We start from the raw sequence: 25,335 nt of genomic DNA, 5'->3' as shown, positions 1-25,335 counted from the left end.
ACCAAACCGGCGTCATTGACGGATCGAAAGGCTCTGCAGCGTCGCAGACATGTCCGAGATGCCCGTTTCGACGCTGCTGACGTTATCGACGTCAACGCACCCAGTCAATGATCGCAAGTGCATTGTGACAGGGTGCGAACATGGCGAATATCACTTCGCAAACCACGATCACACAGGCACGCATTGGGCTAGAGTCGTCTGTTCGCCTAGCCGGGCCGTCGTCAAGCACGATCCGATCGAGGTCGCTGGGGCTGACCACATCCGCCCACTCTGCGCGCGCGGGTTCAGACTGGAATCGATCAGGTCTGCCCCCATGTGCGCCTGGACCCGAGGGCGCCCAGGCAGAGATCAGCGGTCGAGGAACTCCACGACCACAGGGGCGAACTGCTCGTGGTACTGGAAGATGCCGCCGTGCCCGGAGTCGGGGTAGATGATCAGCTCGGATCCCGAGATCCGGCGATGCAGGTCCTCGGACAGGGCCGAGGGGACCATCCGATCGTTGTCACCGTTCGCGATCAGCGTGGGCTGAGTGATCAGCGACAGGTCCGACGGCTCCGAGCGCCCGTAGCGCTGGATGGCCTTGAGCTGGGTGCGGAACGCCTTGGTGCTGATCGGCTGGTCACGATCGGCAGTTCGCTCCTTCAGGCGGTTCACGAACGCCTTGCCGGCCGCCTTGCCGGCGGCGTCCCGGTTGAAGAACAGGAACTCCTTGGGGTCCGAGCGGGTCACGGTGGCGCGCAGGATGTCCCAATAGGTGGTGCCCACGACCTTGTCGATGCCCTTGCCGCCGCGCGGCCCTGTGCCGGTCAGGACGAGCTTGCGGACCAGGTCGGGGTGCTTGATGACGAGGTCCTGGGCGATCATCGCGCCCATCGAGAACGCGACGACGTCGATCCTGTGGTGGCCGAGTGCCGTGATGAACGCGTAGGCGTCGTCGGCGGCCTGCTCGATGGTGGGCGGGACTTGACCGCTGGCGGCGCCGACCCCGAGCTGGTCGAAGGCGATGACGCGCCGGCTCGCGGCGATCGGGTCCACGATGCGCGGATCCCAGTTGTCCAGGGTCGCAGCGAGGTGGGCGAACAGCACCACCGGGACACCACCCTTCGGGCCCAGCTCGCGGTAGGCGAAGGTGTTGCCGTCGGTCGCGACGGTGCGCGTGGGGGCGTGGCCGTAGGACGTGATGACGGGTTCACCACCGGTGGTACTCATGAGTGTGCTCCTCGAGGCGATAGGCGGGTCACGAGCGGACGACGACGGCCTTACCCCGGATGCGACCGGCCGCGAGGGCCGCAAGGGCCTCGGGGGTCTGTTCGAAGGGGAAAGCCTCGACGGGCAGGGGACGCAGCGTGCCGCCCTCGACCAGGGTGGTGATCTGGCGCAGCTGCTCGCCGGAAGCGTGCATCAACAGGAACTCGTACGTCACGCCCAGCTTCTTCGCCTGGCGGCGGACCTTGCTGCTCAGGACCGCAATGGCCAGGCGCAGCGCGGGATTGAGACCGGACTGCCGGGCGAAGGCCGGATCGGGCGGTCCGGCGATACCGACGACCTTGCCCCCGGGGCGCAGGATCCGTAGCGACTTCGTGAGGCTCTCCCCGCCGAGGCTGTCCAGGACCAAGTCGTAGCCCGACAGCTCAGCCTCGAAGTCCTGCGTCCGGTAGTCGATCACGACGTCCGCGCCGAGCTCGCGCAACAGGTCGGCGCCCGCGCCGCTGGCGGTGGTGGCCACGTACGCGCCGAGGTGCTTCGCGAGCTGGATCGCGAGCGAGCCGACGGCGCCGGCGCCGGCGTGGATCAGCACCTTCTGCCCGGCCTGCAGGTGTCCGCGCTCCACGAGCACCTGCCACGCGGTCAGAGCGACCAAGGGCATGCCGCCGGCCTGAGCCATGCTGAGCGAGCCAGGGCTGTGCGCGAGCTCGTGGTCGGGAACGGCTACCCGCTCGGCGAAGGTCCCACCTGCGGCGGGGCGCGCGTACACCCGGTCGCCCGTCGCGAACCCCCGCACCTCGGATCCGACCCGCAGCACGGTCCCGGCCAGGTCGTAGCCCAGGACCAGGGGCATCGTCGCAGGCAGGATCGCCTTGAACTCGCCGGTGCGGACCTTCTCATCCAGGTGATTCAGCCCCGCGGCCTCGACGTCGACCAGCACGTCGTGCGGTCCGACGACCGGCTCCGCGACGTCGAGCTGCGTCAGGGGCTGCTTGTAGGCGGTGATGCCGAACGTGCGCATGTGGGTCCCGCTCCTTGGTCGTGAGGGATCGTCGGGACAGCGCGGCGTCCGCGGCACTGGAAGCCACTGGTCGGCCCGACGCGGGGATCTCCTGTACCTCGCGCGCCCTCGGCCGCTTCACGCTCAACCGTCCGCACACTGAGTGAAGACTGTCAAGAGGAGTTCGGCGGGCTCCGGATGGCGGCTCGGTACAGTAGTTGCTGTATGGTCAGCGCATGCTGACCATTGCCTCGCGCCTCGACGTGATGAACCGACTGGGCCGGGCCATGGCCGATCCGACCCGCTCGCGGATCCTGATGAGCCTGCTGGAGAGCCCCAACTACCCGGCGGTGCTGGCACGCGACCTCGATCTGACCAGGTCGAACGTCTCGAACCACCTGACGTGCCTGCGCGACTGCGGCATCGTCGTCGGCGAGCCCGAGGGGCGGCAGACCCGGTACGAGATCAGCGAGCCCCGGCTCGCCGCAGCACTGTCGCTGCTCCTCGACGTCACCCTCGCCGTGGACGAGGGCGCGGAGTGCACCGACTCCGCATGCCCCGCCGGCTGCGACGGAGGCTGCGTCCGATGAGCGCCAACGCCACCCTCACGGCCGCACGACGGGCCACACTGCACCGCCGCGTGCGCGCCATCGTCGCGTTCACGATCACCTACAACGTGATCGAGGCGGCCCTGGCGATCACCGCCGGCTCGCTGGCGTCCTCGGCGGCGCTCATCGGGTTCGGGCTGGACTCCATCATCGAGGTCGCCTCCGCCGCCGCGGTGGCATGGCAGTTCACCCGGGCCGATCCCGAGCGGTGGGAGAAGGCCACCGTCAAGGTGATCGCGATCGCGTTCTTCGCGTTGGCCGCCTACGTGAGCATCGACGCCGTGCTGAGCCTGGCGGGTGTGGGCGAGGTGGACCACAGCCCCCTCGGCATCGGCATCGCGACGGCGAGCCTGCTGATCATGCCGGCGCTCGCCTGGTTCGAGATCCGCACCGGCCGCGAGCTCGGATCACGCTCCGTGCAGGCGGACGCGAAGCAGCTCCTGCTGTGCTGCTACCTGTCCGGCGCCGTGCTGGTGGGACTGCTGGCGAACAGCCTGTTCGGCTGGGCCTGGGCCGACTCGGTCGCCGCGCTCGTGGTCGCCGTCCTCGCCGTGCGCGAGGGCCTGGAGGCGTGGGGCGGCGAACTCGAGTCGCCATTCGAGGTGCTGGAGGACCTCGACGAGGACGAGAAGGACGACGCTGCGGAGCAGTCGGTCTAGCGCCGCCGTCGCCGCGGCGGGTCCACCCGCACGGCGACGGCCGGCCTGGTCCAGCGCGCAGGGGGCACCCGGCCAGCCGGGATGTGTGTGCTCGTGTCGCCGCGCGCGGCGTCGAGTTGCGACTGGCAGAGGAACAGCGCTGTGCTGAGGTCCGCGCCGCGCAGATCGGCGCCCCGCAGGTCCGCGCCGGTGAGATCGGCCAGGCGCAGGTCGGCCCCGCGCAGGTCCGCGCCGACGAGGCGGGCGCCACGCAGGCTCGAGCCGCGCAGATCCGCCCCCCGCAGTCGGGCGCCCATGAGCTGTGCGCCGCGCCGGTCGGCGCCCCTGGCCCCCGAGCGCGCATGCTCGCTGGCCCGCTGGAGCAGCGGGTTGACGGCCTGGAACTCGTCGTCGGGCCGCACGTCCGCGATCGCCTCGGGCGTCTGCCGGGTCAGCGCGTCGATCCGCGTCGCCGCGAGGTCGAGGTCGGCGCGCAGGGCCGTGGGCAGGTCCAGGGCGAGCGCCTCGGCGACGTGCCACAACAGTTCGTGGAGCCGTCGCATGACGGGGAAGACGGCGAACATCTGCGCCGCGGCGTCGGGGTCGTCATGCCAGTCGCGTCCGGCGAACACCGTCTGGACGATCTTCTGGCCGGCGCCCAGGCAGTCGAAGACGGTGCAGCCGTGGAACCCGCGCTCCTCCAACTCGCTGTGGATGCCGCACCGGCAGTCGCGCTGCAGGTTCGGGCAGGGGCGTCCGGCGGGCTTGTCGATCGCGAAGTCTGACGACCGGGAGAACGCGGGGACCACGCAGCAGAGGCCGGCGCACCGTGCGCAGTCCGCGCGCAGTGCTCCGGGGTCGATCGGGCCGCCGATCCCAGGCGCCCTGCTCGGATCCGGGGTCATGTGCGTCCTGTCCGTGCGGCGCCGTGCCTGGTCCTGGCAGACGGCTGATGCGGCCACTGTCGCACGTCAGCCCACCGAGTCCGCTCTCCGTCGGCCTCGGGGCCGGGCCGCGTCGGCGCCCATCTGCTCAGGACTCGGCGGGCACTTCGAAGACGATCTCCAGGCCGTCCTCGGCGTCCCACTGCTCGCCCACCTCCACGAACCCGTGCTGCAGCACGAGCGCCCGTGAGGCGATGTTGTCGGGGCTGATGGTCGCGCGCACGGTCCGCACCGACGGGTCCCGCCGGGCCCGGTCGAGCATCGCGCGGAGGGTCGCGCGGGCGTATCCCCGACGCCGGTAGTCCGGGTCGACGGAGTAGCCGACCTCCACCATCCCCCGCGCGTCGGGCGGCCCGTGGAACCCCGCACGGCCCACGACCACCCCACTTCCCGCATCGACGATGACGCCCGTGATCCACTGCGCGGTCGCCGGGTCGGCGTCGACCTGTCGGCTCCGGAGCCCCCACACGTACCTCGCGTCGGGCTCGACGAGGTACGCCGTCAGCGGCGCCGGGGAGGTCAGGTTCGCGGTGTCGAGATCGCCGGCGGCCAGGGCGTGGATCGTCGCGGGCGGCGTCCTGGGCTCGGGTCGGGGTGGGAGGGCGGGATCCGCCACATCGCCTGTGGTCATGGCCCGACCGTCGCACGGCCCCGGCGCCCCGTCCACGCGATATCCACTCGCGAGGCCGCCCGGCACATCCGCGCAAGTCATCCCTTGATTTGTCCGTGCCGGTGGAATGCCGCGTGGGAGCCTGACCCCATGAGCGCACCGACCACACCCCGTGGCAGCACCCTCCTCTGGGTCGCCGGCCTCGCCGCCGTGACCCTGATCGCCTACCTCGCGCTGCTCGGTTGGGACCAGGCCAAGACCCTCGACCCGGTCACCCAGAACGAGACCGGCCCCTATGACGCCTGGCAGGTCGTGGCATTGGTCGTGGCGCTGGCGGGCGCGGCATTCATCGCCGGGCGCGCGGGCCGGTTCCTGGCCGCGCTGGTGGCGATCCCGGTGACCCTGACGCTCGCCTTCGCGGTGGACGCCGCCACTGATGCCACCGCTGACGGGCTGTGGCCGATCGGCGCGGCACTCGTGGCCCTGGGCTCGGTCGCAGGCGTCGCTCTCGTGGCGGCGATCGGCCAGCGCTTCCGCCCGCGCCAACCTGCCTGAGCCCTGGCCTCAGCGCCAACGACGTCGCACAGACGCCCCGATCCGCGGGAATAGGGCTCACCGGCCGGGTCAGCCTCGCGGCAATCCAGTGGCCCGGGTGATGAGCGAGTCGAGCTGGCGGTCGGTGAGGATGCTGCGTGCGGAGATGAGGGGCCTGGCGCCATACCCGACCACGTGGCGGGTCTTGGGGCGGGGCCCGGTGACCGCCCTGCCGATCGCGTCGGCGACAACCGATGGTGGAGAGTTGCGGTTGGCGTTGGCCTCCAACAGACCGCCTCTGCCCGCCGCAGCGCTCCCGCGAGAGCCCAGGCCGCCGACGTCCACCCGTCAGATCAACCCTCTCCCATCTATCGGACTCTCTGCTTCGGGAGAATGATCGAGAGATGAGGATCGTCACCGCCACCCATGCCTCACGCGGCTTCTCCGATCTGCTCGACGCGGTCGAGCGCGGCGAGACCATCCACGTGACCCGCGCTGGCCGTGTCGGCGCCGAGATCCGTCCAGCCAGCCACCACCGGCCGCGCACTGCGCGCCGCGCTCGCTGGCGCGCCCCGCCTGGACGACGAGCTCGCGTCGGACATCGCCGCAGCCACCTCACTGCTGACAGCAGAAGAGAGCGACACGCGGCCCGCATACTGATCCTCGACACGAACACGCTGATCATCGCGGCACACGCCATCGAGCACGGACGCGCGGTGATGTCCCCGGATAGCAGGCCGGAGTTCGCCGTGGGCTCAGGCGTCCACGACGTCCGAGGCACTGCGCACCATGCGGGTTGCCCAGTCGAGCGCCTTGCGCGCATCCGCCGCACTAGTCGGCGCGTGGGTGTATTGCGCAACGGTCTTCATCTCCATCAGCCGACGGAATGTCGACTCCAGAGATTTGCCAACTGGCCCCGATCTCGCCAGTTCGTTGATCGCGGCCGCGTGGTCGTCGGCCTTGCGAGTGACCCCCACTGTCCGTAGACAGATCGCGTCCTTCGCGTTGATCCCGGCTAGGACGGATGAGGATGCCGCGGCGGTGTACAGCTCGCCGCTGAGCTCGACATCCGCGGCCGTGAGGAACTCCCGCGCCTTGGCCAGATGCGCCTTCGCAGCAGCCAATGGGTGCATCAGCCCTCCTCGGGGACAGGCACGACGTGCGGCGCCCCGATGAGGAACCGACCCTCGCTGCGGATGTTGCTCAGGAGCGCCTCCCCCGCCGCGGCCATCGCGGAGAGGTCGGCTGGGGACATGTCGAGCAGATCGACGCCGTTCCCCGTCCATGTGGTGACCTGAGCGGCGAACCGGGTCAGATCTTCCTGCCAGGCGCTGTCGCTGTCCAGGACGGCCTCAGGTCGGACCACGAGGATGTCGATGTCACTGTCGACTCCTCCGTCTCCTCGGGCTGTGGAGCCGAACACCACGAGCGCGTCGGGTTGGTGCGCCCAGGTGGCGACGTGGCCCAGGATCCGATCCCAGAGGCGCTCGCGCAGCGTGGTGAGCTGGGTGATCGCGTCGGCCGCGAGGTGATCGCGGTTGAGCGAGTAGAGGTTGCTGCTGCCAGCGGGAGTGACGGTGACGAGCCCGTGCGCGGCCAGGGAGGAGAGGACTGTCGAGGTCTGCTTCTGCGAGACCGACGGATGCGTGAGATCGGCGATGCGACGCCCCGTCAGAGGCTGGCCAGCCCGGGCGAGGACGGTCAGCACGGGGCCGTGGGACGAGGGCAACACAGCCCGGATGGGCGCACTCACATCCACAAGCCACCCCTTCCGCACGGAGACTGACGTGAGTGGAATACCACTCACGCGAGTAGCATATTACTCACGCCTCGCCAGCCGTCCCACCTCACACACGCACCCCCAGGCCCGGTTGGCCAAGGTTCGATCGAACAGGTGTTCGAGTTACCGTGAGGCCATGTCGATCGAATGGTCCCGCTGGGCCCGCGTGCCGCAGGGCGGTTGGGAGCGGGTTCCGCCACGCCAGTGCCCGCTGTGCGGGGCGCTGTGGAGACGGCGCGGACCGAGCCGGCCTGCTGAGCGGAACGTCGGCTGCACATGCACGCCACGTCGCCGGCACACCATCTGGCGCTGCCCGGCCTGCGGCGCGTACGCCGCTGAGGGGTGCACTGACGTGAGCCGGTGGATCGCGTCGACGGCGCCGGTCGACCTCCCCGACTCGCTGCGCGCCGCGGTGTAGGCGCCGGCAGGTGAACTCCTCCGCGCAGTGCCGGGTCCCGGCCGTGCACTCCGCGCAGCGGCGATGATGAGCCGATGACATCCGGTTCGACCCTGACGCTGCGGGACCGCGTCACCGCGCACCCGTGGAGGGCCGCCGCGGCCGCCGTGGTCGCCGCCGCTGTGGTGCTGGTCGGCGCGCCCACGGCCTGGGTGCAACTCTCCCCCGGGTCCCGCGTCCACACGGTGGAGGACGTGCCCGACGCTCCCGTCGCGCTGGTGCTGGGCGCCGGGCTGCGGCCCGACGGCACACCGTCGCCGTTCCTCAGCCGACGCCTCGACCTCGCCCGCGAGCTCTACGACCAGGGCCGTGTGCGCGCGATCCTCGTCTCGGGCGACAACTCCCGCGCCGGCCACGGCGAGCCCACCGCGATGCAGGCCTGGCTGGTCGAGCACGGCATCCCCGCCGACGCCGTGGTGCTCGACTACGCGGGCTTCGACACCCACGACACCTGCGTGCGCGCGCACGAGGTCTTCGGGGTCGACCGCGCCGTGGTCATCACGCAGGACTACCACCTGCGCCGGGCGCTGTTCTCCTGCGGCCACGCGGGCATCGACGCCACGGGGGTCGCGGCGTCGTCCACGACTCAGGACCCGCGCAGTCTCGCGATGTACCGGCTCCGCGAGGTCCCGGCGTCGGTCCGCGCGGCCCTCGACGCGGTCCCCGGGCGCCAGCCCGTGCACCTGGGGCCGCATGAGCCCGGAGTCGAGGACGCGCTCGCCCGGTCGGCGGGCTGAGCCCCGCGCTACCGGCGGTTGCGGGTGGCGAGGTGGATCAGCCCGCCGATCACGGCGATGCCGGCCAGCGCGATGAGCAGCACTGTGGCGAAGGCGCGGACCGGGCTGGTGGACTGCGCGGCGGCGAATGAGCTCGCGAAGACGGCGAGCGCGGCGGCGACGGCCATCGCCTTGCGGAGCTTGAGCCCCCGGTCCACGGCGGGGCTCATGCGTGGTGGCGGCGCGCGAACGCGACGAACTTCTCGAGGAACTGGTCGAGCCGCGCGGCGAGCTCGTCTTCCGGCGCTCCCGTGTCGTCGAAGGATGTGGGCGTGACCTGCAGGTACATCTCGGGCTGGCCCATGAGCACCATGTCGAGGGTGGGCAGTATCGACCGCAGGTGCGCCTGGGCGGCGGCGGTCCCGATGGGGCCGGGCGAGGCGCCGAGGATGGCGGCGGGCTTGTGCGCGAGGGCGTTGGTGCCCTGGGGGTGGCTCGCGAAGTCGATGGCGTTCTTCAGCACGGCCGGGATGCTGCGGTTGTGCTCCGGCGTCACGAAGAGCAGGGCGTCGGAGGCGACGAGCGCCTCCTTGAACGTGAGCGCGACCTGCGGGTAGTCGACTTCGAGGTCGCGGTTGAACAGCGGCAGGTCGCCGATGGGGATCTCCGCGATCTTGACGCCCTCGGGCGCCCGGGAGGCCAGCGCCTCCGCCAGCAGCCGGTTGAGCGAGCCCTGCGCGAGGCTCCCGACGAGGCATCCGATCAACAGGTCCGCCACGATCCACCCACTTCTCTTTTCGAAGCAACTTCTCTTCCCGTAGTCTCACACAGATGACCGCCGACCCCGAGCGCGCCGGCGCCCTGGCGCGAGCCTTCGGGTTGCTCGGGAAGCGGTGGAACGGGGTGATCCTCGGCTGCCTGGCCGACGGGTCCCTCGGCTACTCCGCGCTCCGTCGCGCGGTGGGGGTCAGCGACTCAGTGCTGGCGGCGCGGTTGGCTGAGCTCGCCGCCGCGGGCGTCGTCGCCCGTGACGTCGACGCCGGCCCGCCGGTGAGCGTCCGGTACTCGTTGACCGCATCCGGGCAGGCGCTCGTGCCCGGCCTGAGAGAGCTCAGCCGGTGGGCGAAGGCCTACCTGCCCGATCCCGGGCGAGAGGTCAGCGACGAGTCGAGACCGTCACCGTGAACTTGGCGTTGCGGTCCACCTGACGTGTCGGGCCGGACACCTGCTCCAGCGTCGGCCGGTACATCAGGTGAGAGTTCCACACCACCCACAGCTCGCCGCCCGGGCGCAGCACCCGCGCCGCGTCGGCGAACAGCCGTCGGGCCAGCCCGGGGTGCACCGCGGCGCCCACGTGGAAGGGCGGGTTGAGCACCACCAGGTCGACGCTGGCGTCCGGCACGTCCGTCGCGGCGTCCGCCCGGAGCACCGTCACCCGGTCGGCGACGCCATTAGCCTCCGCAGTGGCGCGGGCCGACATGACAGCCGCGAACGACTCATCCGTCGCGGTGACCCGCAGGCCCGGCCGCGCCTGGGCCAGTGCCACCGCGAGCACGCCCGTGCCGCAGCCCAGGTCAAGGGCCGTGGCGGCATCCGGGGACATCTGGTCCAGGTGCTCCAACAGGAACCGCGTCCCGATGTCCACGCTCGTGCCCGCGAACGCGCCGCCATGCGCGCACACCGTCACGTGGCGCCCGCCGGGCAGGTCCTCATGGCGCTCCGCAGCGGGCCAGCGCGGCGCGGGTTGCTGCTCCACGGAGAACGGGTCAGAGGCGATCAGCACCCGCGACTTCTGCCGCGCGAGCCGGGCCTGCACCGAGGAGAAATGCCGGCCGAGCACGTCGTTCATCGTGCGGCTCATGTGCTTCACCCGGCCACCGGCCACCACCACGACACCCGGGTCGGCATGCTCCGCGATCAGTCCGGCGATCTCGTCGAGCGCCTCCAGCGAGCGCGGGAGCTGCAGCAGCACCACGCGGGCGCCCGCCACCAGCGACGGCCCGAGTGGCAGCGACACGAAGGCGCCCGTCAGGCCCACGCGCTCGGCGTTGGCCGCGAGCGCGAGCTCCCCCGTGAGGCGGTCCTGATGCGTCCGGATGCCCGTCGCGCCGAAGCGGTCGGCGGCGCCCAGGGTCAGCGCGCCGTAATGGTCGCCGATCACGACCACCGTGCCGGCCGGCGCCTGCTCCAGCTCGGGAGCGGCCTCGTCGAGGATGAGCCGGTCCGAGGCGTCCACGGCGAACAGGTTCGGCGCCTCCAAGTCCGGGGCGCGGCGCAGCGTGTCCAGCAGTTCCTCGCTCATGACGTCACCCCCGAGACGTACGCCCAGGCGCCGTCCTCGCGCTCGAACCTGCTGACCTCATGCTGCGACCCCGCGCCATCGGGCGATCGGTAGTACGCGCGGAACTCGACGGTCCCCTCCGCGTCGAGCAGGCCACCCGCCGAGCAGGCGACGATGTCGAGCCGGTACCAGCGGACATCCGGCTCGAGGTCGAGGACAGCGGGACGGGCGCTGGGGTGCCACGTCCGCAGCAGATAGTCGGCGTCGCCGACGGCGAAGGCGCTGAACCTCGACCGCATCAACGCCTCGGCGGTGGGCGCCTGCGCCTGGCCGCGGTGGAACCGCCCACAGCACTCGTCATAGGGCAGGCCGCTCAGGCAGGGGCACCGGTCGACTGTCACGGGGTCCATCATCCCGCGCCCCAGCGCAGGCCTGATCCGTGGAGGGCGTGCCATCGCTCCGAGATGTGGGCGCCTGAGCCGCGGTCTAGGGTCCGAAAGGCGGGCCTCGCCCGAGACCCGCCTGCGGGGCAGGACCAATCAGGGGGCGACCATGAGCGCAGACGACACCTCGGGCCTCTCGTCGATCACCGGCATCCACACCGTCGTGGTGCCCGTCGCGGACATGGACCAGGCGCTGGCCTTCTGGACGGGCGCCCTCGGCTTCGAGGTCCAGATGGACAGTCCGTTCGGCGAGGGCCAGCACTGGGTCGAGGTCGCCGCGCACGACGCCGACGCCGCAGCCACCACCATCGGGCTGATGAGCGGCAGCGGCCTGCCCACCGGGGTGAACACCGGCATCCGGCTGTCGACCTCCGACGCAGCCGCTGCCTGGAGGGCGCTCGCAGACGGCGGGGTTGATGTGGACGACCTGCTCTCCCTGCCCGGCGCCCCGCCGATGTTCACGTTCCGCGACGGCGACGGCAACGAGCTGGTCGTGGTCGAGATCGCGCCCTAAACCATTCGCGTCCTGGTCGTCCGTCCATCGGGCGTCCGAAGGTGGAGGCGCACCGGACTGTCGTGGTCCTGGCCCTCGTGAGTGACATCGCCGTCCTCCCGAGCGGGTGCGCCGCACTGGCGGGCGACCACGAAGTCACCACGTCGACCACCGGGAGAACGCATGTCCATACGCGCGCATCTGCGCAAGATCGCCCTCGCCCTACCCCTCGCCGTCGTCGCCGCGGCGCTCACCACCTCGCTCGTCGCCGCACCCGCCTCCGCCCACGGGTCGGTCACCGACCCGCCCAGCCGCAACTGGGGCTGTCTGGACCGCTGGGGCGACCGGCACCAGGCCCCCGAGATGGCGCAGCAGGACCCGATGTGCTGGGCCGCCTTCCAAGACAACCCGGCCGCGATGTGGAACTGGAACGGCCTGTTCCGCGAGGGTGTCGCGGGACGCCACGAGCAGGTCATCCCCAACGGCCAGCTCTGCTCCGGCGGCCTCACGGAGGGCGGCCGCTACCGCTCCATGGACACGCCGGGCAACTGGACCGCGAAGAACGTGCCCACCAACTTCACGCTCACGCTCACCGACGGCGCGCAGCACGGCGCCGACTACCTGAAGGTCTACATCACGAAGCCGGGCTTCGACCCGACCACGCAGAGCCTCGGCTGGGGTGACCTGACTCTCCTCAAGGAGACGGGCCGCTACGCCTCCGCCGGCCAGTACCAGACGGACCTCAACCTGTCCGGCCGCAGTGGCCGGGCCGTGATCTACACGATCTGGCAGGCCAGCCACCTCGACCAGTCGTACTACATCTGCAGCGACGTCAACATCGGCGGCACGACGACGCCCACGCCCACCCCGACGGTCTCGCCCACCGTCACCCCGACGCCGACGCCCACCATGACGACGCCGACGCCGACGCCCACCCCGACCACGCCGCCCACCGGCGCCTGCGCGGCCACCGTGACCGTCGGCAATAGCTGGAACGGCGGCTACCAGGCGCAGGTGACGGTCACCGCCGGCGCCAGCGCGATCACCGGATGGAAGGTCACGGTCAACGGGGCCACCATCACGCAGGCGTGGAACGGCACGCTGTCCGGCGGCAACACGATCACCAACGCCTCCTGGAACGGCAGCCTCGGAGCCGGGGCCTCGACCACCGCCGGCTTCCTGGGCACCGGGTCGACGAACCTGACGGCCACCTGCGCCCTCGCCTAACCGATCTGTCCACCCACAGCGGGCCCACTGCGTCCGCACCCGGCCGGCCCTGACCCTCCCAGGTCAGGGCCGGCCGGCCTGCGCGGGCCCGGTGTCGACGGGGTGGTTCGAGCGGAACACCCCCGCCGGGTCCACGGCCCGCTTCACGTCCCGCAGCCTGATCAGCGCCTCGGGGCCGTAGGCGTCCTCGATGGGCTGCTCCTCCTGGAGGAAGGTGAGGCCCAGGCCGTGCTCCGAGCGCGGCACGGGGGCGACCAGCGCGGCGAGCGCCTCGTCCACGAGCGCGGCCGTCTCCGGGTCGAAGACGGGCGCCATGGCCGAGAGCACGAAGCCGGGCCGGATCTGCGCGCCCGGCCCGGTGGCCGGATCGGCGGCCGCCTGCGCGCCACCCAGGTGCCGCATCTGCAGGCCCATGATCGGGGTGCCGCTGCCGACCCCGGCAGTGGCCAGCACGTGGTCCACCACGTCGTCGGTGAGCTCGTCGAACGGGTGGGACACCGCGCGCATCGGCGGTCCGGGCTCGGTCGGCTCCTCGGCGATGCTGACGATCTCGGGCTCGCGCAGCACCCGCACGGTCTCGCGGACCGCCGGCGCGGCGGCGCGGAGCGGGGCCAGCAGGGCCTCCGCCGCGTCGGGGGACCCGACGAACATCAGGTCGACGTTGACGAACGAGCGGCCGCGCAGGGGTTCCGGGACCTGCGGCAGGTCCGGCATGTGGGCGAGCAGCAGCCAGCTCGACAGCTCATGCGGCGCCGTGCGGGTCAGCTCCGCCCAGGCCGGCATGACCTGCGGCGCGTGCTCGCCGAGGAAGGAGATCCGGCCGCCGTAGAGCGCGGGGGCCGGGTGCAGCGCGAACTCGACGGCGGTGACGACGCCGAAGTCCCCGCCGCCGCCGCGCAACGCCCAGAACAGGTCGGGGTCGGAGTCGGCGGTCACGCGGCGCGCCACACCGGTGGCGTCGACCAGGTCCACGGCGAGCAGCGAGCTCGCGGGGGTGCCGAAGGCCCGGCCGAACCAGGACAGCCCGCCGCCGAGCATGAGCCCCACGACGGTGACGCTCGGGTTGGAGCCGGAGAGCGCGACCAGCCCGGTGCCGTCGAGCGCGTCGCACAGCTCTTGCCAGGCGACCCCGGCGCCCACGCGCGCCGTCCGGGCGGCGGTGTCGATGGTGATCTCGTCGAGGTCGCCGGTCCGCACCAGCACCGCGCCGTCGAGGTGCTGCGTCGCGCCATGGCCGCGCGGCTGGGCGGCCACTCTCAGCCCGTGCTCGGCGGCGAACCTCACGACAGCCTCGACGTCGGCGGCGTCCGCGACGTGCGCCACCGCCGCGGGTTGCTGGTCGACGCCCGAGTGCCAAGCGCGCCGGGACGTGTCCCAACCATCGTCCAGTGCGCCGACCACGGGACCACGCACCCGGGAGCGCAGCAGCTCGAGCACCGTGTCGGACAACGGCGGGTCGACAACATCGGACATGGGACGCCTCCAGTCGAGTGCAGGGCAGACGAGCTGAGCTCCTCTCATCGTGGATCAGGGCGCCCACACGAGCCATCCCATGCGGCGCTCTCCTGGTTTTACCCTCGAAAGATGACCGCGAGGACGACGCCCTGGAGCGTGCGCGGCGTGCCCACCCCGGATGCGCTCGACGCCGACGACTGGCTGCTGCGCGGCGGCGTCGAGGCGTTGAACGAGAGCCGTATCGACACCTGGGGCAATACCGACCACACGCAGACAGTGGACGACTATCGGGCGTGGCTCGCCGATCAGCGGTTCGCCGCGAAGGCCTGCCTCGTCGCGGTCCGAGACGACGCCGACGGCATGCCCGACCCGGCCCGCGTCCTCGGATTCGCCACCCTGCACCTCCCCCTCACGGACAACACCCACACGGCGGAGGTCGACGTGGCCGTCCGGCCGCCCTCTCGACGCGCCGGGATCGGCACGGCCCTGCACACCGCCGTGCTCGATCAGGTGCGGGCCGCTGGGCGCACACACGTCATCGCCTCGACCGACCAGCGCGTCGAGCCCGGCCCCGGCCCGACGTCGCTCGTGCCCGCGACCGGGCAGGGACTCGTGGACCGGCGCCTGCCCGGCGTCCGCCTCGCGCTGAAGCACCACTACGCCCTCGAACAGGTGGGGCGGTTCTCGGTGCTCGACCTGCCGCTCGACGAGTCAGCCCTCGCTGGCTTCGAGGCTGGGGCAGCGGCGGCGGCGGGCGCCGACTACCGCACCATCTCGTGGGAGGGGTCGTGCCCCGAGCGCTGGGTCAGTGAGTTCGCGGCGCTGCTGGCCCAGATGAGCACGGACGCGCCGCGCGGCGGTCTCGAGATCGAGGAGGAGGCCTGGGGCGCCGCCCGGGTGCAGGCGATGCAGGACGAGCTGTTCCGCAGCCGCCGGCAGTACCGGGCGACCGCTGCGGAGCATGTGCCCTCGGGCCGGCTCGTGGCGTTCACCTCGTTCGAGTGCCCGGCGCACACGCCGGAGTACGTCGACCAGGACGACACCCTCGTGCTGCCGGAGCACCGTGGCCACCGGCTCGGCATGCTCGTGAAGGCGGTGAACCTGCGGAGCCTGGCGCAGGCCCGGCCCGAGGTGCGGCGGGTGGGCACCTGGAACGCCGAGGAGAACGCGCACATGCTCGCCATCAACGCGGCCCTGGGCTTCCGGGCGGCGGGCGGCTCCGGCGAGTGGCAGCTCCGGCTGGGCTGAGCGCCCACGCCGGGCCGGCCCCTCGCCGCGCCGCCCTCGCCGGGCCGCCAGCTGTCAGCCCGTGATGGTGAACCCCGCGCGCAGCAGCGCCTCGTCGCGTGACGACGGCCCGACCAGCAGCTCGAAGCCACCCGGCTCCACCACGCGACGCCCGGCGGCGTCGACCAGTGTGCAGGCCGATACCGGCAGTTCGAGGTCCACGACGCGGCTCTCACCGGCCGGGAGGTCGACCTGGCGGTGCGCCTTGAGCTCCTTGTCCGCCCAGGTGACGGAGGTGACGGTGTCGCTGACGTACACCTGCACGGTCTCCCGCGCCGACCGTGAACCCGTGTTGCGCACGGTGACCCGGGCGCGGACGGTGTCGCCGACGCCGACCTCGGGGGTCAGCACCTCCAGGTCGGCGTACTCGACCGTCGTGTAGGCGAGGCCCTCGCCGAACGCGAACGCCGGGCTCTGGGTGAGGTCGGCGTACCGCGTGCCGTGCTGGCCGCGGATCTGGTTGTAGTAGGTGGGCTGCTGGCCGACGTGCCGCGCGAACGAGATGGGCAGGCGGCCAGTGGGCTCGATCAGGCCGAGGGCGAGCTCGGCCACGGCGCGGCCGCCGCGCATGCCGGGGTTGGCGGCGTAGACGATCGCGGCGGCGCCCATCGCCGAGGGCGGCAGCACCAGCGGCTTGGAGCTGATGAGGACCACGATCATCGGCGTCCCGGTCTCAGCGAGGGCGTCGAGCAGCGCGACCTGCTGGCCGACCAGCTCGAGGGTCGCGGTGGACCGGCACTCGCCGATCAGCTCGATGCGGTCGCCCACCACGGCGACGACGTAGTCGGCGGCCTGCGCGGTGGCGACCGCCTCGGCGATCAGCGCGTCGTCGGGCTCGGCCGGGATGACGATCTCGGGCCGGGGCTGGCCGTCGGGGAAGAACTCGCCGTCGGGGTCGGGGCCGACGGTGAGGATCTCGGCGCCGCGCGCATGCGTCACGGTCCAGTCGGACGGCACGTGGTCGCGGAAGCCGTCGAGGACGGTCTGCGTCATGTGCCGGGGCATCCCGCCGGTCATCCAGTCGACCTGCCCGGAGGCGCCGGCCCAGTCGCCGAGCTGCGTCTGCGCGTCGTCGGCGTTGGGGCCGACGACGGCCACCGTGCGCGGCGTCCCGTCGCCCACGGCGCGCCCGTCGGCGTCGGCGGTGAGGCCGCCTGCGAGCGGGAGCGTGCCGTCGTTGGCCAGCAGCACCAGCGCGCGCCGGGCGACCTCGAGGTTGAGCGCGGCGTGGTCGGCGGAGCCGATGACCTCGGCCTGCCGGCCGGGGTCGGGCAGGCGCGGGTTCTCGAAGAGGCCGAGCTCGAACTTGAGCGTGAGGATGCGGCGGACGGCGGCGTCGACGTGGGCCTCGGTGACCAGGCCGCGGGCGATGGCCTCCAGGGCGCCGTCGAAGAACTGCGGCGTGGTCATCACCATGTCGTTGCCCGCGCGCAGGGCGGCTGCGGAGGCCTCCACGATGTCGGGGAACAGGCGCTGCTCCCAGACCATGCGGCCCACGTTGTCCCAGTCGGTGACGAGCGTGCCGGTGTAGCCCCACTCGCCGCGCAGCACGTCGGACAGCAGCCATTCGTTCACGGTGATGGGCACGCCGTCGGTGGACTGGTAGCCGAGCATGAACGTGCGGCAGCCCTCCCGGGCGACCCGCTCGAACGGCGGCAGGAACCAGGACCGGAGCTTGCGCTGGGAGATGTCCGCCTCGCTGGCGTCGCGCCCGCCCTGTGTCTCGGAGTACCCGGCGAAGTGCTTGGCGCACGCGAGGATCGCGGTGGGGTCGTCGAGCCCGTCGCCCTGGTAGCCGCGCACCATCGCGGAGGCCAGCTCGCCGATGAGGTGCGGGTCCTCGCCGAACGTCTCGCTCACGCGGCCCCAGCGCAGGTCGCGGGTGATGCAGAGCACTGGGGAGAACGTCCAATGGATGCCGGTGGCGGCGACCTCGACGGCGGTGGCGCGGGCGGCCTGCTCGACGAGGCCGGTGTCCCAGGTGGCGGCCATGCCGAGCTGGGTCGGGTAGATCGTGGCGCCCTCCCAGAAGGAGTGGCCGTGGATGCAGTCCTCGGCGACGAGCAGCGGGATGCGCAGCCGGGTCTGCTCGACGAGCGCGGCCGCCTCGAGGACGTTCTCGGGAGAGGTGTGGAGGATGGATCCGACGTGCAGGTCCTCGACCAGGCGCCGCACGCCGTCCTGGGCGTTGAGCTGGAGCATCTGCCCGACCTTCTCCGGCAGCGTCATCCTGCCCACCAGGTCGTCGACCCGATCGGAGACGGGGAGCGAGCTGTCGAGGTAGGGCAGAAGGTCGGTCACGGGGGTGTCCTCTCACGGCATCGGGGGAGTTGCGCGCCCACCGTACCCGCCGTGGCCCTCTCCATCGAATCGATTCGAACACCCATCGCATTTGGTTGCAGTTTCAACTACTGAGGCCTACGATCGGGATGCCAGACGATCTGGCATCGATCCTGCGAGGCGCACACCACATGACTGACTACGGGCACGACCTGACCTTCGGCTCCTTCCTCACCCCGGCCAACAACGCCCCCGAGCAGGTCGTCCGCCTCGCGCAGGAGTCCGAGCGCGCGGGCCTGGACCTGGTCAGCTTCCAAGACCACCCGTACCAGCCCGGATTCCTCGACACTTGGACGCTGCTCAGCTACGTCGCCGCCCGCACCGAGCGCGTGCGCCTCGCGCCCAACGTGCTGAACGTGCCACTGCGACCGCCCGCCGTGCTCGCCCGCGCCGCCGCCAGCCTCGACCTGCTCAGCGGCGGGCGCCTCGACCTCGGTTTGGGCGCCGGATCGTTCTGGGACGCGATCGAGGCCATGGGCGCCACGCGGCTGACCCCCGGCCAGGCCGTCGACGCGCTCAGCGAGGCGATCGACGTCCTCCGCGGGCTCTGGGACACCTCGGACCGCAGCCCGCTGCGCGTCGGGGGCACGCACCACCACGTCCAGGGCGCCAAGCGCGGCCCCGCCCCGCTGCACCCCATCGAGCTGTGGCTCGGCGCCTACAAGCCGCGCATGCTGCGGCTCACCGGCGCCAAGGCTGACGGCTGGCTGCCCTCCCTCGGGTACCTGAAGTCGCTCGCCGACCTGTCCGCTGGCAACACGGTCATCGACGAGGCCGCCCAGAACGCGGGCCGCGACCCCGCCGAGATCCGCCGCATGCTCAACATCAACGGCCAGTTCGGCGCCGCCGGCGGCGGCCTGCTCTCCGGACCGCCCGAGGAGTGGGTCGAGCAGCTCGCCGTGGTCGCGCTGGACCACGGGATCTCCACCTTCATCCTCGGCAGCGACAACCCGCGCGACCTCGCGAGGTTCGGCCAGGAGGTCGCCCCCGCGCTGCGCGAGCTCGTCACCGCGGACCGCGCAGCGGCGGGCACGGAAGGCGGTCGGCCCGTCATCCGTGTGGCGCCGGGCCGCGGCGGGGCGGGGGGCCCCCCCCGGCCCCGGCCCCTTTTCCCCACCTGCGGCCGCGGCGGACGACGTAGGGGGAGCACACGCGGCAGAACGTCGGCAGCGTGAGATGGGGCTAAGAGACAGCCTGGAGGGCAAGACGTTCACGCCGCGCGACGCCGGGTATGACGACGTCCGATCGACCTACATGGCCGTCGGCCGGCCCGCGCTCGTGATCATGGCCAAGGACGCCGACGACGTCTCCGCGGCAGTCCTCTACGCCCGAACGCAGGACGTGCCGCTGTCGGTGCGGTCCGGCGGGCACGGCATCGCCGGGCTGTCCACGAATGACGGCGGCATCATCATCGACGTCTCCCGGATCGACGGCTACGAGGTGCTGGACCCCGCCGCCCGGCGGTTCCGCGTCGGACCGGGCGCCACCTGGGGGAACGTCGCCGAGCGGCTGTCCGAGCGTGGCTGGACCATGACGTCCGGCAACTTCGGCGACACCGGCGTCGGCGGGCTCGCCACCGCCGGCGGGCTCGGCTACCTGGCCCGCAAGCACGGGATGACCGTCGACCACGTCACCGCCGCGGAGCTGGTCCTCGCGGACGGCAGCCAGCTGCGCGTCGACGCCGACCACCACCCCGACCTGTTCTGGGCGGTGCGCGGCGCCGGGTCGCACGTCGGCATCGTCACGGCCCTGGAGCTCGAGGCCGTCGCGCTGCCCAGCGGCAACGTCGTCTTCGCGAACCTCCTCTTCGACGCGAGCGACACGGCGGGCGTCATCGAGCGCTGGGCCGATCACCTGGCCGCCGCGCCCCGCGAGCTGACCAGCTTCCTCAACGTGTACCGCGGTCGTCGGGGCGAGCCGCACGTCGCCCAGGCGCTGCTCGTGTGGGCCGGCGATGACGTGGACGCCGCGACCGCCGCCCTCGAAGAGGTGCTGGACATCGGGCCCCTGCTCCAGCAGCAGGCGCAGCTCGTCCCCTACGCCGCCCTCGTGGCGCCCAGCGACAATCGGCACACCGGCCAGCAGCGGATCAAGATGCGCAACGGCTACCTCCCGCGCATGACGGCGTCCGACGCCAAGGCCGTCGCCGCCCTGCTCGACCACCGCGTGATCGCGCAGATCGAGCTCCGCTCGACGGGCGGCGCCATCAACGACGTGGCCCCCGACGCGATGGCGTTCGCGCACCGCACCGCCGAGGTGCTGGTGGCGGTGTGGGCGAAGCCCGATCGGGAAGACGACCTGCGTGACGCGTGGTCGACCGTCGAGCCGCGCCTCGACGGCGTCTACGCGGCGTACACCTCGGACCCCCGGCCGGACTTGGCGCGGGACGCCTACCCGGGCGCCACGTACGAGCGCCTGGCCGAGGTGAAGCGCCGCCACGACCCGCAGGGTGTCTTCCACGGCCTCGCGCCGCTCATGGCGGAGGACGCGGGCGCCTAGGCCGGCTACATCCGCAGGAGCGAGGCGCCGTTGAGGTCCAGCACCGTCCCGCTGGCCAGCTCGGCCTCGGGGGACGCGAGGTAGAGCACCGCGGCGGCGACCTCCTCCGGGGTGGCGACGCGGCCCAGCGGGCTCTCCGCGCGGCGGATATCGCCCTCGGGGCCCTCGAGCCGGGCGGCGGCCATGTCGGTGGCGACCCAGCCGGGCGCGACGGTGGTCACCGCGATGCCGCGGGGTCCCAGCGCGCGGGCCATCGACTGCGCGAAGGCGATCAGCCCGGCCTTGCTCGCCCCGTAGGCGGGCTGCCCCGGCTCGCCACGGAAGGCGCCGCGCGAGGAGATGTTGACGATGCGGCCACCCTCGGGCATGTGCCGCACGGCGCACCAGGTGGCGTTGGCGGCGCCAACGAGGTTGACGCCCAGGGTCTCGGCCCAGGCGCTCTGCCATTGCTCGTAGGACGTGTCGGTGATCGGGTGCGGGATGAAGACGCCGGCGTTGTTGACCAGCACGTCGATCCGGCCGAACTCCGCTGCGACGGCGTCGACCATGTCGAGGATGGCGACCGGATCGGCCAGGTCGGCTTGGACGAGCAGGTGGCCGTCGCCGTCGAGCGAGGCCAGCACGTCCTGCGCCGCCGCTGTCGATCGGCCATGGTGGACGGCCACCCGGTCCCCCGTCGCCGCGAACGCCCGCGCGATCGCCGCTCCGATCCCCCGCGACGCGCCCGTCACCAGCACTGCCCTGTCGGCCATCGGCCCAGTCTGGCAGCGCCGGCGGGGGACGTCGGGCTGATTTCTGCTTCTGTCGATCGCGTAATGTGATATCACTTTGCTATACGCGAGGCAGGGACGCCCGTGACATCAGAGAGGACCGTGAGATGAGCGAGACCACCACACCCCCGCAGGAGTCCGTCGGAGGCGAGCCCGCGGGCCGCCCGGTGGGGCACGACGGCACCCGCGTCGACGTCACCGAACGCCTCGCGTGGTCCTGGGGCAGCGGGGGCGCGCTGCTGATGCTCCTCGTGTCCCTCGCCCTGCTCGGCGCCTCGATCCCGCTGTTCGTCGCCGCCGAGGCCGCCACCACCGGCGGAGGCCTGCTCGGGACATCAGGCGTGGGCCTGATCGTCCTGGGCTCCCTGCTGATGACCGGCCTGTCCGTGATCAGCCCCGGGCAGACCCTCGTCGTGCAGCTCTTCGGCCGCTACCTCGGCACCATCCGCCGCACCGGCCTGGTCTTCACCGTCCCGCTGACCACTCGCAAGCGGGTCTCCGTGCGGGTCCGCAACTTCGAGACCAGCGAGCTCAAGGTCAACGACGCCGACGGCAACCCGATCAACATCGCGGCGATCGTCGTGTGGCAGGTGGCCGACACGGCCAGGGCCAGCTTCGCCGTCGAGGACTACGCGGACTTCGTCCGGGTGCAGTCCGAGTCGGCACTGCGCCACGTCGCGATGTCCCACCCGTACGACCAGGCCGACGAGGGCGAGGAGAGCCTGCGCGGCGCCACCGACGTCATCTCTGGCGAGATCGCCGCCGAGGTCGCCGCCCGCGTCGTCATCGCCGGCATCGAGGTCGTCGAGGCGCGCATCTCCAACCTCGCCTACGCCCCGGAGATCGCCCAGGCCATGCTCCAGCGCCAGCAGGCCGGCGCGATCATCGCCGCCCGCTCGCGCATCGTCGAGGGCGCGGTGTCCATGGTCGAGGACGCGCTGGGCCGCCTCGAGAAGGACGGCATCGTCAACCTCGACGACGAGCGCCGCGCCTCCATGGTGTCGAACCTGCTCGTCGTGCTGTGCAGTGAGTCCCGCGCCACCCCCGTCATCAACGCGGGCTCGCTGTATTCATGACGGCGGAGGATCCCCAGGGGGCTGCGGATCCAGCCGCGACGCCGCCGCCCACACGGGCGGCGGCGCGCAAGTCCGTCCTGCTCCGGCTCGACCCCTCCGTGCACGACGCGCTCGCCCACTGGGCGGCGGACGACCTGCGGAGCGTCAACGCCCAGATCGAGATGCTGCTGCGGCGCGCGCTGGCCGACGCCGGGCGCCTCCCCCGCGATGTCCGACCGCAGCGCCGCCCGGGCCGCCCGGCGTCACCCGCGCCGGAGGGCTAACCCCCTCGGCGGCAGAGACGTCAGCCGACGAGCACGACCAGTGACTCGAGCAGCAGGTTCACACCCGCGGCGCCCAGCAGCCCCACGGCAGTCCACGCCGCAGCGCTCACCACGACGTAGCCGGCGAGGCGTCCGCGGGTGCCGGCCTCCCAGCGGGGCGGCGCGGACTCCAGCGCCCGGCGCAGCGCATCGGCCGGACGCGTCCGGCGGGCAGGAACGGTCAGGGTCACGGTGCTCATGGTGCGCTCCGGGGTGTGGGGCGGCGGATGGTGGCGTCGGTGGGTGTCCGACCCCCACCATCGTCGGGCGCGCATGCCGTGGACGGCAGGGACATACGGCCTATATCGGCCCTAGTGCCGGGCGAGGGGCGCTGGCGTCGCGTCCGTGGCGTCGCGCGGGCCCATCTGCGTGGGGATGACGGCGTCGACCACCGACGAGCCCTCGATCGGGCCCTCCAGCACCAGCACGTCCGCCACCACGTCCTCGCCGACGGGCGCGGTGATGGGGGTCTCGGCGAGACGGCGGCGCGCCCTCAGATACGCCGGGATGAGGATCGCGACGGCGCCGATCCAGGCGAGCGGGTTGCCCCACACGACACCGGCGAACCCGAAGGCCGCGCCCAGCACGATCGCGGCGCCCACGCGCATGACCAGCTCGACCGCGCCGGTGAGCGTCGGGACGAAGGTGTGTCCCAGCCCTTGCAGGGCGCCGCGCAGCACGAAGAGGACGCCGAGCACCACGTACAGGGCGCCGTTGACGACCAGGTAGGTCGTGGCCGCCGCGACGACCTCCTCCTCCCCCTGCCCGACGAAGAGCCGGACGATCGGGGCGCCGGCCGCAATGAGCACGGCGCCGAGCACCACGGCGCCGGCCACCGAGATCCACACGCCCTGCGCCACGCCCTGGCGGATGCGATCGGGCCGGCCCGCTCCGTGGTTCTGTGCGACGAACATCGACATGGCCAGGCCCAGCGACGCGAGCAGCGCCACCGCGAGGCCGTCGACGCGCGTGGCGGCGGTGTACGAGGCCACCGCGTCGGAGCCCAGGTCGTTGAGGCGCACCTGCACGGCGATGGCGCCGATGGCGATGATCGACGCCTGGAAGCCCATCGGCAGGCCGAGCCGTAGGTGCAGCCCCAGGTCGGCGCGGCTGATGACCCGCCAGTCCTCGCGGCGCACGTGCAGCACCGGGACGCGGCGGCGCACATACGCCAGGCACAGCGCCACTGAGACACCCTGCGAGACGACAGTCGCCCACGCCGCTCCCCCGACGCCGAGGCCGAGGCTCCCGACGAACGCCAGCACGAGGCCGATGTTGAGCAGGCAGCTGATCGCGAGGAACACGAGCGGGGTGCGGGAGTCGCCAATGGCCCGGATGATCGCGGCGAGGAAGTTGAAGAACATCATGGTGCTCGCGCCGAGGAAGCTCACGACGGCGAAGGTGGTGGCCTCCGGGACGAGCTCCTCGGGGGTGCGCAGCAGGCGCAGCGCGGGCCCCGCGAGCATCGGGGCGAGCACGGTGAGGACGACGCTGGTCGCGCCCGTGAGCACCGCGCCGGCCGCGACGGAGCGACGGACGGCTGCCGCGTCGCCGGCGCCGAAGGCCTGTGCCGTCGGGATCGCGAAGCCGTTCGTCAGGCCCCAGGCGAAGCCGAGCAGCAGGAACAGGAAGCTCCCGGTGGCGCCCACGGCCGCGAGCGCGTCGACGCCGATCACGCGGCCCACGACGATCGCGTCGACCACCTGGTAGAGCTGCTGGACGACGTTGCCGATGAGCAACGGCACAGCGAAGGCGAGCACGACGCGCCACGGGCTTCCCGTGGTCAAGACCTTGGACACAGCACAGCCTCACGAACAACGGCCAGGAGCGGCGACGCCATGGCCGTTCTGGTCGTGGCCCCCGAATCGTATCGTTACGATCCGCATGGTCACGCACATTTTTCCTGGGTGTGATGCGGGTACGGGCGCTGCGGCCCGAGGTCAGGCCGGGCTGGCGGCGACGAGCAGCACGGGGTCCGCCTGGCCGGGCCACGTGGCCACCACGCCGGGCAGGTCCTGGCCGCGGGCGTCGAGGTCCAGCACGCGCCTCACGGCGAGATCGACGGCCCCGAGGCGGATGGCCGTCACGGAGCCCGAGGTGGCGCACGGCGCCGGGCTGTCATCGGGCAGCGGAGCCACCTCGGGGAGGGTCGCCGCGGGACCCGTCGCGCCCACCGTGACACTCGCGGCACGCGGGCGCGCGACGCCGTCCTCACCCACCAGCACCTCCTCCGCCTGCGCCGCGTCGCCGCGCATGACGGCGGCCAGCACGTTCGCGTAGACGGGGTCGGCGCATGCGTCGTACACCCAGCGCGAGCCCAGCACCGAGTGCTCCATCGTGCCGACCAGCCACTGCTCCGCGCCCGGCAACGGCGCCCCGCGGTAGGCCAGCGGCACCTGCAGCACCTCGCCCTCGACCTCGACCAGCAGGACCTCGACGCCGACCTCGCCGGCCGGGTCGTCGAGCCGGAACGCGCCGAGCCGCCCCAGCTCCGCGCCCGGGTCGTGGGCGAACCACTGCTGCGCCGGGAGCCACCCGGCCAGGAGCTCGAACTTGGTCGGGCGGAGCTGTGCTGAGTAGAGGAGGGCCATGGGGCCGATCCTAGGGTCGCGACCGAATGAGTGACGGCCGTTCAGCAGGCTCAAGCCCGGCCCGGGTCGCGTCGATAT

At 72.3% G+C, this 25,335-nt stretch carries 29 protein-coding genes; 12 read left to right on the top strand and 17 right to left on the bottom strand.

What is annotated here, in order from left to right:
- Positions 1-348: 348 nt before the first annotated feature.
- Together BN3788_RS06950 and BN3788_RS06945 are read right to left on the bottom strand one after the other, a co-directional pair.
- On the bottom strand, positions 349-1,209 hold the full coding sequence (locus tag BN3788_RS06950) for an alpha/beta fold hydrolase (protein ID WP_066583538.1): 861 nt from the start codon (positions 1,207-1,209) through the stop codon (positions 349-351).
- A 28-nt stretch (positions 1,210-1,237) separates the two neighbouring features.
- Entirely contained in the window at positions 1,238-2,227 is a 990-nt protein-coding gene (locus BN3788_RS06945; RefSeq protein WP_066583536.1) for an NADP-dependent oxidoreductase, read from the bottom strand.
- 215 nt (positions 2,228-2,442) lie between these two features.
- Between BN3788_RS06945 and cmtR the strand changes: the two genes are divergently transcribed.
- Both cmtR and BN3788_RS06935 read left to right on the top strand, forming a co-directional pair.
- Complete coding sequence (gene cmtR, locus BN3788_RS06940; protein WP_066583525.1) at positions 2,443-2,796, top strand: Cd(II)/Pb(II)-sensing metalloregulatory transcriptional regulator CmtR; 354 nt, start codon at positions 2,443-2,445, stop codon at positions 2,794-2,796.
- Positions 2,793-3,473, top strand: a complete 681-nt coding sequence (locus BN3788_RS06935; RefSeq protein WP_066583522.1) for a cation transporter — start codon at positions 2,793-2,795, stop codon at positions 3,471-3,473. Before cmtR ends, BN3788_RS06935 begins: the two co-directional genes overlap by 4 nt.
- Here the strand turns inward: BN3788_RS06935 and BN3788_RS06930 are convergent.
- Both BN3788_RS06930 and BN3788_RS06925 read right to left on the bottom strand, forming a co-directional pair.
- On the bottom strand, positions 3,470-4,357 hold the full coding sequence (locus BN3788_RS06930; protein ID WP_066583520.1) for a pentapeptide repeat-containing protein: 888 nt from the start codon (positions 4,355-4,357) through the stop codon (positions 3,470-3,472). The two genes, BN3788_RS06935 and BN3788_RS06930, sit on opposite strands and share 4 nt — an antisense overlap.
- A 127-nt stretch (positions 4,358-4,484) precedes the next feature.
- A complete protein-coding gene (locus BN3788_RS06925) occupies positions 4,485-5,027 on the bottom strand; it encodes a GNAT family N-acetyltransferase (protein WP_066583518.1) in 543 nt (180 codons plus the stop codon).
- Positions 5,028-5,156: 129 nt separating this feature from the next.
- On the opposite strand from BN3788_RS06925, the gene BN3788_RS06920 reads away from it, so the two are divergent.
- Entirely contained in the window at positions 5,157-5,561 is a 405-nt protein-coding gene (locus BN3788_RS06920; protein ID WP_066583515.1) for a hypothetical protein, read from the top strand.
- A gap of 410 nt (positions 5,562-5,971) precedes the next feature.
- Here the strand turns inward: BN3788_RS06920 and BN3788_RS19230 are convergent, their stop codons facing one another.
- From BN3788_RS19230 to BN3788_RS06905, 3 genes are read right to left on the bottom strand one after another with little or no spacing between them, the layout of a single operon-like run.
- Positions 5,972-6,247: a hypothetical protein gene (locus BN3788_RS19230; RefSeq protein ID WP_159066869.1), complete on the bottom strand. Its 276-nt coding sequence runs from the start codon at positions 6,245-6,247 to the stop codon at positions 5,972-5,974.
- A gap of 48 nt (positions 6,248-6,295) precedes the next feature.
- Positions 6,296-6,673, bottom strand: a complete 378-nt coding sequence (locus BN3788_RS06910) for a HEPN domain-containing protein (RefSeq protein WP_066583509.1) — start codon at positions 6,671-6,673, stop codon at positions 6,296-6,298.
- A complete protein-coding gene (locus BN3788_RS06905) occupies positions 6,673-7,248 on the bottom strand; it encodes a nucleotidyltransferase domain-containing protein (protein WP_159066867.1) in 576 nt (191 codons plus the stop codon). The genes BN3788_RS06910 and BN3788_RS06905 overlap by 1 nt, the downstream gene beginning before the upstream one ends.
- A gap of 564 nt (positions 7,249-7,812) precedes the next feature.
- Here BN3788_RS06905 and BN3788_RS06900 point away from each other — a divergent pair.
- A complete protein-coding gene (locus BN3788_RS06900) occupies positions 7,813-8,514 on the top strand; it encodes a SanA/YdcF family protein (RefSeq protein WP_082812667.1) in 702 nt (233 codons plus the stop codon).
- Positions 8,515-8,522: 8 nt separating this feature from the next.
- On the opposite strand, the gene BN3788_RS06895 is transcribed toward BN3788_RS06900, so the two are convergent.
- Positions 8,523-8,723 (bottom strand): hypothetical protein, encoded by a 201-nt coding sequence (locus BN3788_RS06895; protein ID WP_147525074.1) that lies wholly within the window; start codon positions 8,721-8,723, stop codon positions 8,523-8,525.
- Positions 8,720-9,271: an NADPH-dependent FMN reductase gene (locus BN3788_RS06890; RefSeq protein ID WP_066583500.1), complete on the bottom strand. Its 552-nt coding sequence runs from the start codon at positions 9,269-9,271 to the stop codon at positions 8,720-8,722. Before BN3788_RS06890 ends, BN3788_RS06895 begins: the two co-directional genes overlap by 4 nt.
- Positions 9,272-9,324: 53 nt before the next feature.
- Between BN3788_RS06890 and BN3788_RS06885 the strand changes: the two genes are divergently transcribed.
- Positions 9,325-9,678 carry a winged helix-turn-helix transcriptional regulator gene (locus BN3788_RS06885; protein WP_066583494.1) on the top strand — a complete coding sequence of 118 codons (354 nt, stop codon included), beginning with the start codon at positions 9,325-9,327 and terminating at the stop codon, positions 9,676-9,678.
- On the opposite strand, the gene BN3788_RS06880 is transcribed toward BN3788_RS06885, so the two are convergent.
- Both BN3788_RS06880 and BN3788_RS06875 read right to left on the bottom strand, forming a co-directional pair.
- The gene (locus BN3788_RS06880) at positions 9,650-10,795 is read right to left on the bottom strand and encodes a class I SAM-dependent methyltransferase (RefSeq protein WP_066583492.1); all 1,146 of its coding nucleotides are present in this window, start codon (positions 10,793-10,795) and stop codon (positions 9,650-9,652) included. The two genes, BN3788_RS06885 and BN3788_RS06880, sit on opposite strands and share 29 nt — an antisense overlap.
- Positions 10,792-11,184 carry a YchJ family protein gene (locus BN3788_RS06875; RefSeq protein WP_066584344.1) on the bottom strand — a complete coding sequence of 131 codons (393 nt, stop codon included), beginning with the start codon at positions 11,182-11,184 and terminating at the stop codon, positions 10,792-10,794. Before BN3788_RS06875 ends, BN3788_RS06880 begins: the two co-directional genes overlap by 4 nt.
- Before the next feature lie 142 nt (positions 11,185-11,326).
- On the opposite strand from BN3788_RS06875, the gene BN3788_RS06870 reads away from it, so the two are divergent.
- Complete coding sequence (locus tag BN3788_RS06870) at positions 11,327-11,731, top strand: VOC family protein (RefSeq protein WP_066583490.1); 405 nt, start codon at positions 11,327-11,329, stop codon at positions 11,729-11,731.
- A 162-nt stretch (positions 11,732-11,893) separates the two neighbouring features.
- Entirely contained in the window at positions 11,894-12,937 is a 1,044-nt protein-coding gene (locus BN3788_RS06865; protein ID WP_066583487.1) for a lytic polysaccharide monooxygenase auxiliary activity family 9 protein, read from the top strand.
- Positions 12,938-13,000: 63 nt separating this feature from the next.
- On the opposite strand, the gene BN3788_RS06860 is transcribed toward BN3788_RS06865, so the two are convergent.
- Positions 13,001-14,410 (bottom strand): FAD-binding oxidoreductase, encoded by a 1,410-nt coding sequence (locus BN3788_RS06860; RefSeq protein WP_066583484.1) that lies wholly within the window; start codon positions 14,408-14,410, stop codon positions 13,001-13,003.
- A 111-nt stretch (positions 14,411-14,521) separates the two neighbouring features.
- Here BN3788_RS06860 and BN3788_RS06855 point away from each other — a divergent pair, with 111 nt between their 5' ends.
- A complete protein-coding gene (locus BN3788_RS06855) occupies positions 14,522-15,640 on the top strand; it encodes a GNAT family N-acetyltransferase (protein ID WP_159066865.1) in 1,119 nt (372 codons plus the stop codon).
- A 54-nt stretch (positions 15,641-15,694) separates the two neighbouring features.
- Here the strand turns inward: BN3788_RS06855 and BN3788_RS06850 are convergent, their stop codons facing one another.
- Positions 15,695-17,980 carry an exo-beta-d-1,3/1,6-glucosidase gene (locus tag BN3788_RS06850; RefSeq protein ID WP_066583479.1) on the bottom strand — a complete coding sequence of 762 codons (2,286 nt, stop codon included), beginning with the start codon at positions 17,978-17,980 and terminating at the stop codon, positions 15,695-15,697.
- 170 nt (positions 17,981-18,150) lie between these two features.
- Between BN3788_RS06850 and BN3788_RS18575 the strand changes: the two genes are divergently transcribed.
- Both BN3788_RS18575 and BN3788_RS18570 read left to right on the top strand, forming a co-directional pair.
- Positions 18,151-19,194: an LLM class flavin-dependent oxidoreductase gene (locus BN3788_RS18575; protein ID WP_082812665.1), complete on the top strand. Its 1,044-nt coding sequence runs from the start codon at positions 18,151-18,153 to the stop codon at positions 19,192-19,194.
- 1 nt (position 19,195) lies between these two features.
- Entirely contained in the window at positions 19,196-20,518 is a 1,323-nt protein-coding gene (locus BN3788_RS18570; protein WP_082812664.1) for an FAD-binding oxidoreductase, read from the top strand.
- A 5-nt stretch (positions 20,519-20,523) separates the two neighbouring features.
- Here BN3788_RS18570 and BN3788_RS06840 read toward each other — a convergent pair whose 3' ends face one another.
- The gene (locus BN3788_RS06840; RefSeq protein WP_066583476.1) at positions 20,524-21,270 is read right to left on the bottom strand and encodes an SDR family NAD(P)-dependent oxidoreductase; all 747 of its coding nucleotides are present in this window, start codon (positions 21,268-21,270) and stop codon (positions 20,524-20,526) included.
- A gap of 125 nt (positions 21,271-21,395) precedes the next feature.
- Here BN3788_RS06840 and BN3788_RS06835 point away from each other — a divergent pair, with 125 nt between their 5' ends.
- Positions 21,396-22,364 carry an SPFH domain-containing protein gene (locus BN3788_RS06835; protein ID WP_066583473.1) on the top strand — a complete coding sequence of 323 codons (969 nt, stop codon included), beginning with the start codon at positions 21,396-21,398 and terminating at the stop codon, positions 22,362-22,364.
- Entirely contained in the window at positions 22,361-22,627 is a 267-nt protein-coding gene (locus tag BN3788_RS06830) for a hypothetical protein (protein WP_066583465.1), read from the top strand. Before BN3788_RS06835 ends, BN3788_RS06830 begins: the two co-directional genes overlap by 4 nt.
- Before the next feature lie 20 nt (positions 22,628-22,647).
- Here the strand turns inward: BN3788_RS06830 and BN3788_RS18960 are convergent, their stop codons facing one another.
- The 3 genes from BN3788_RS18960 to BN3788_RS06815 all read right to left on the bottom strand — a co-directional run bounded on the left by BN3788_RS18960 (position 22,648) and on the right by BN3788_RS06815 (position 25,257).
- Positions 22,648-22,866 (bottom strand): hypothetical protein, encoded by a 219-nt coding sequence (locus BN3788_RS18960; RefSeq protein ID WP_066583462.1) that lies wholly within the window; start codon positions 22,864-22,866, stop codon positions 22,648-22,650.
- Between the two features lie 111 nt (positions 22,867-22,977).
- Positions 22,978-24,465: an MATE family efflux transporter gene (locus tag BN3788_RS06820; protein WP_066583459.1), complete on the bottom strand. Its 1,488-nt coding sequence runs from the start codon at positions 24,463-24,465 to the stop codon at positions 22,978-22,980.
- Positions 24,466-24,606: 141 nt separating this feature from the next.
- Positions 24,607-25,257 carry a CG0192-related protein gene (locus BN3788_RS06815; protein WP_066583456.1) on the bottom strand — a complete coding sequence of 217 codons (651 nt, stop codon included), beginning with the start codon at positions 25,255-25,257 and terminating at the stop codon, positions 24,607-24,609.
- Positions 25,258-25,335 lie beyond the last annotated feature (78 nt).

Origin of the sequence: Cellulomonas timonensis (genome assembly GCF_900046455.1) — a bacterium.
Lineage (GTDB): Bacteria > Actinomycetota > Actinomycetes > Actinomycetales > Cellulomonadaceae > Cellulomonas_A > Cellulomonas_A timonensis.
Note: the sequence above shows the minus strand (reverse complement) of the source record. Positions and strands in the feature narration are given on the sequence as shown.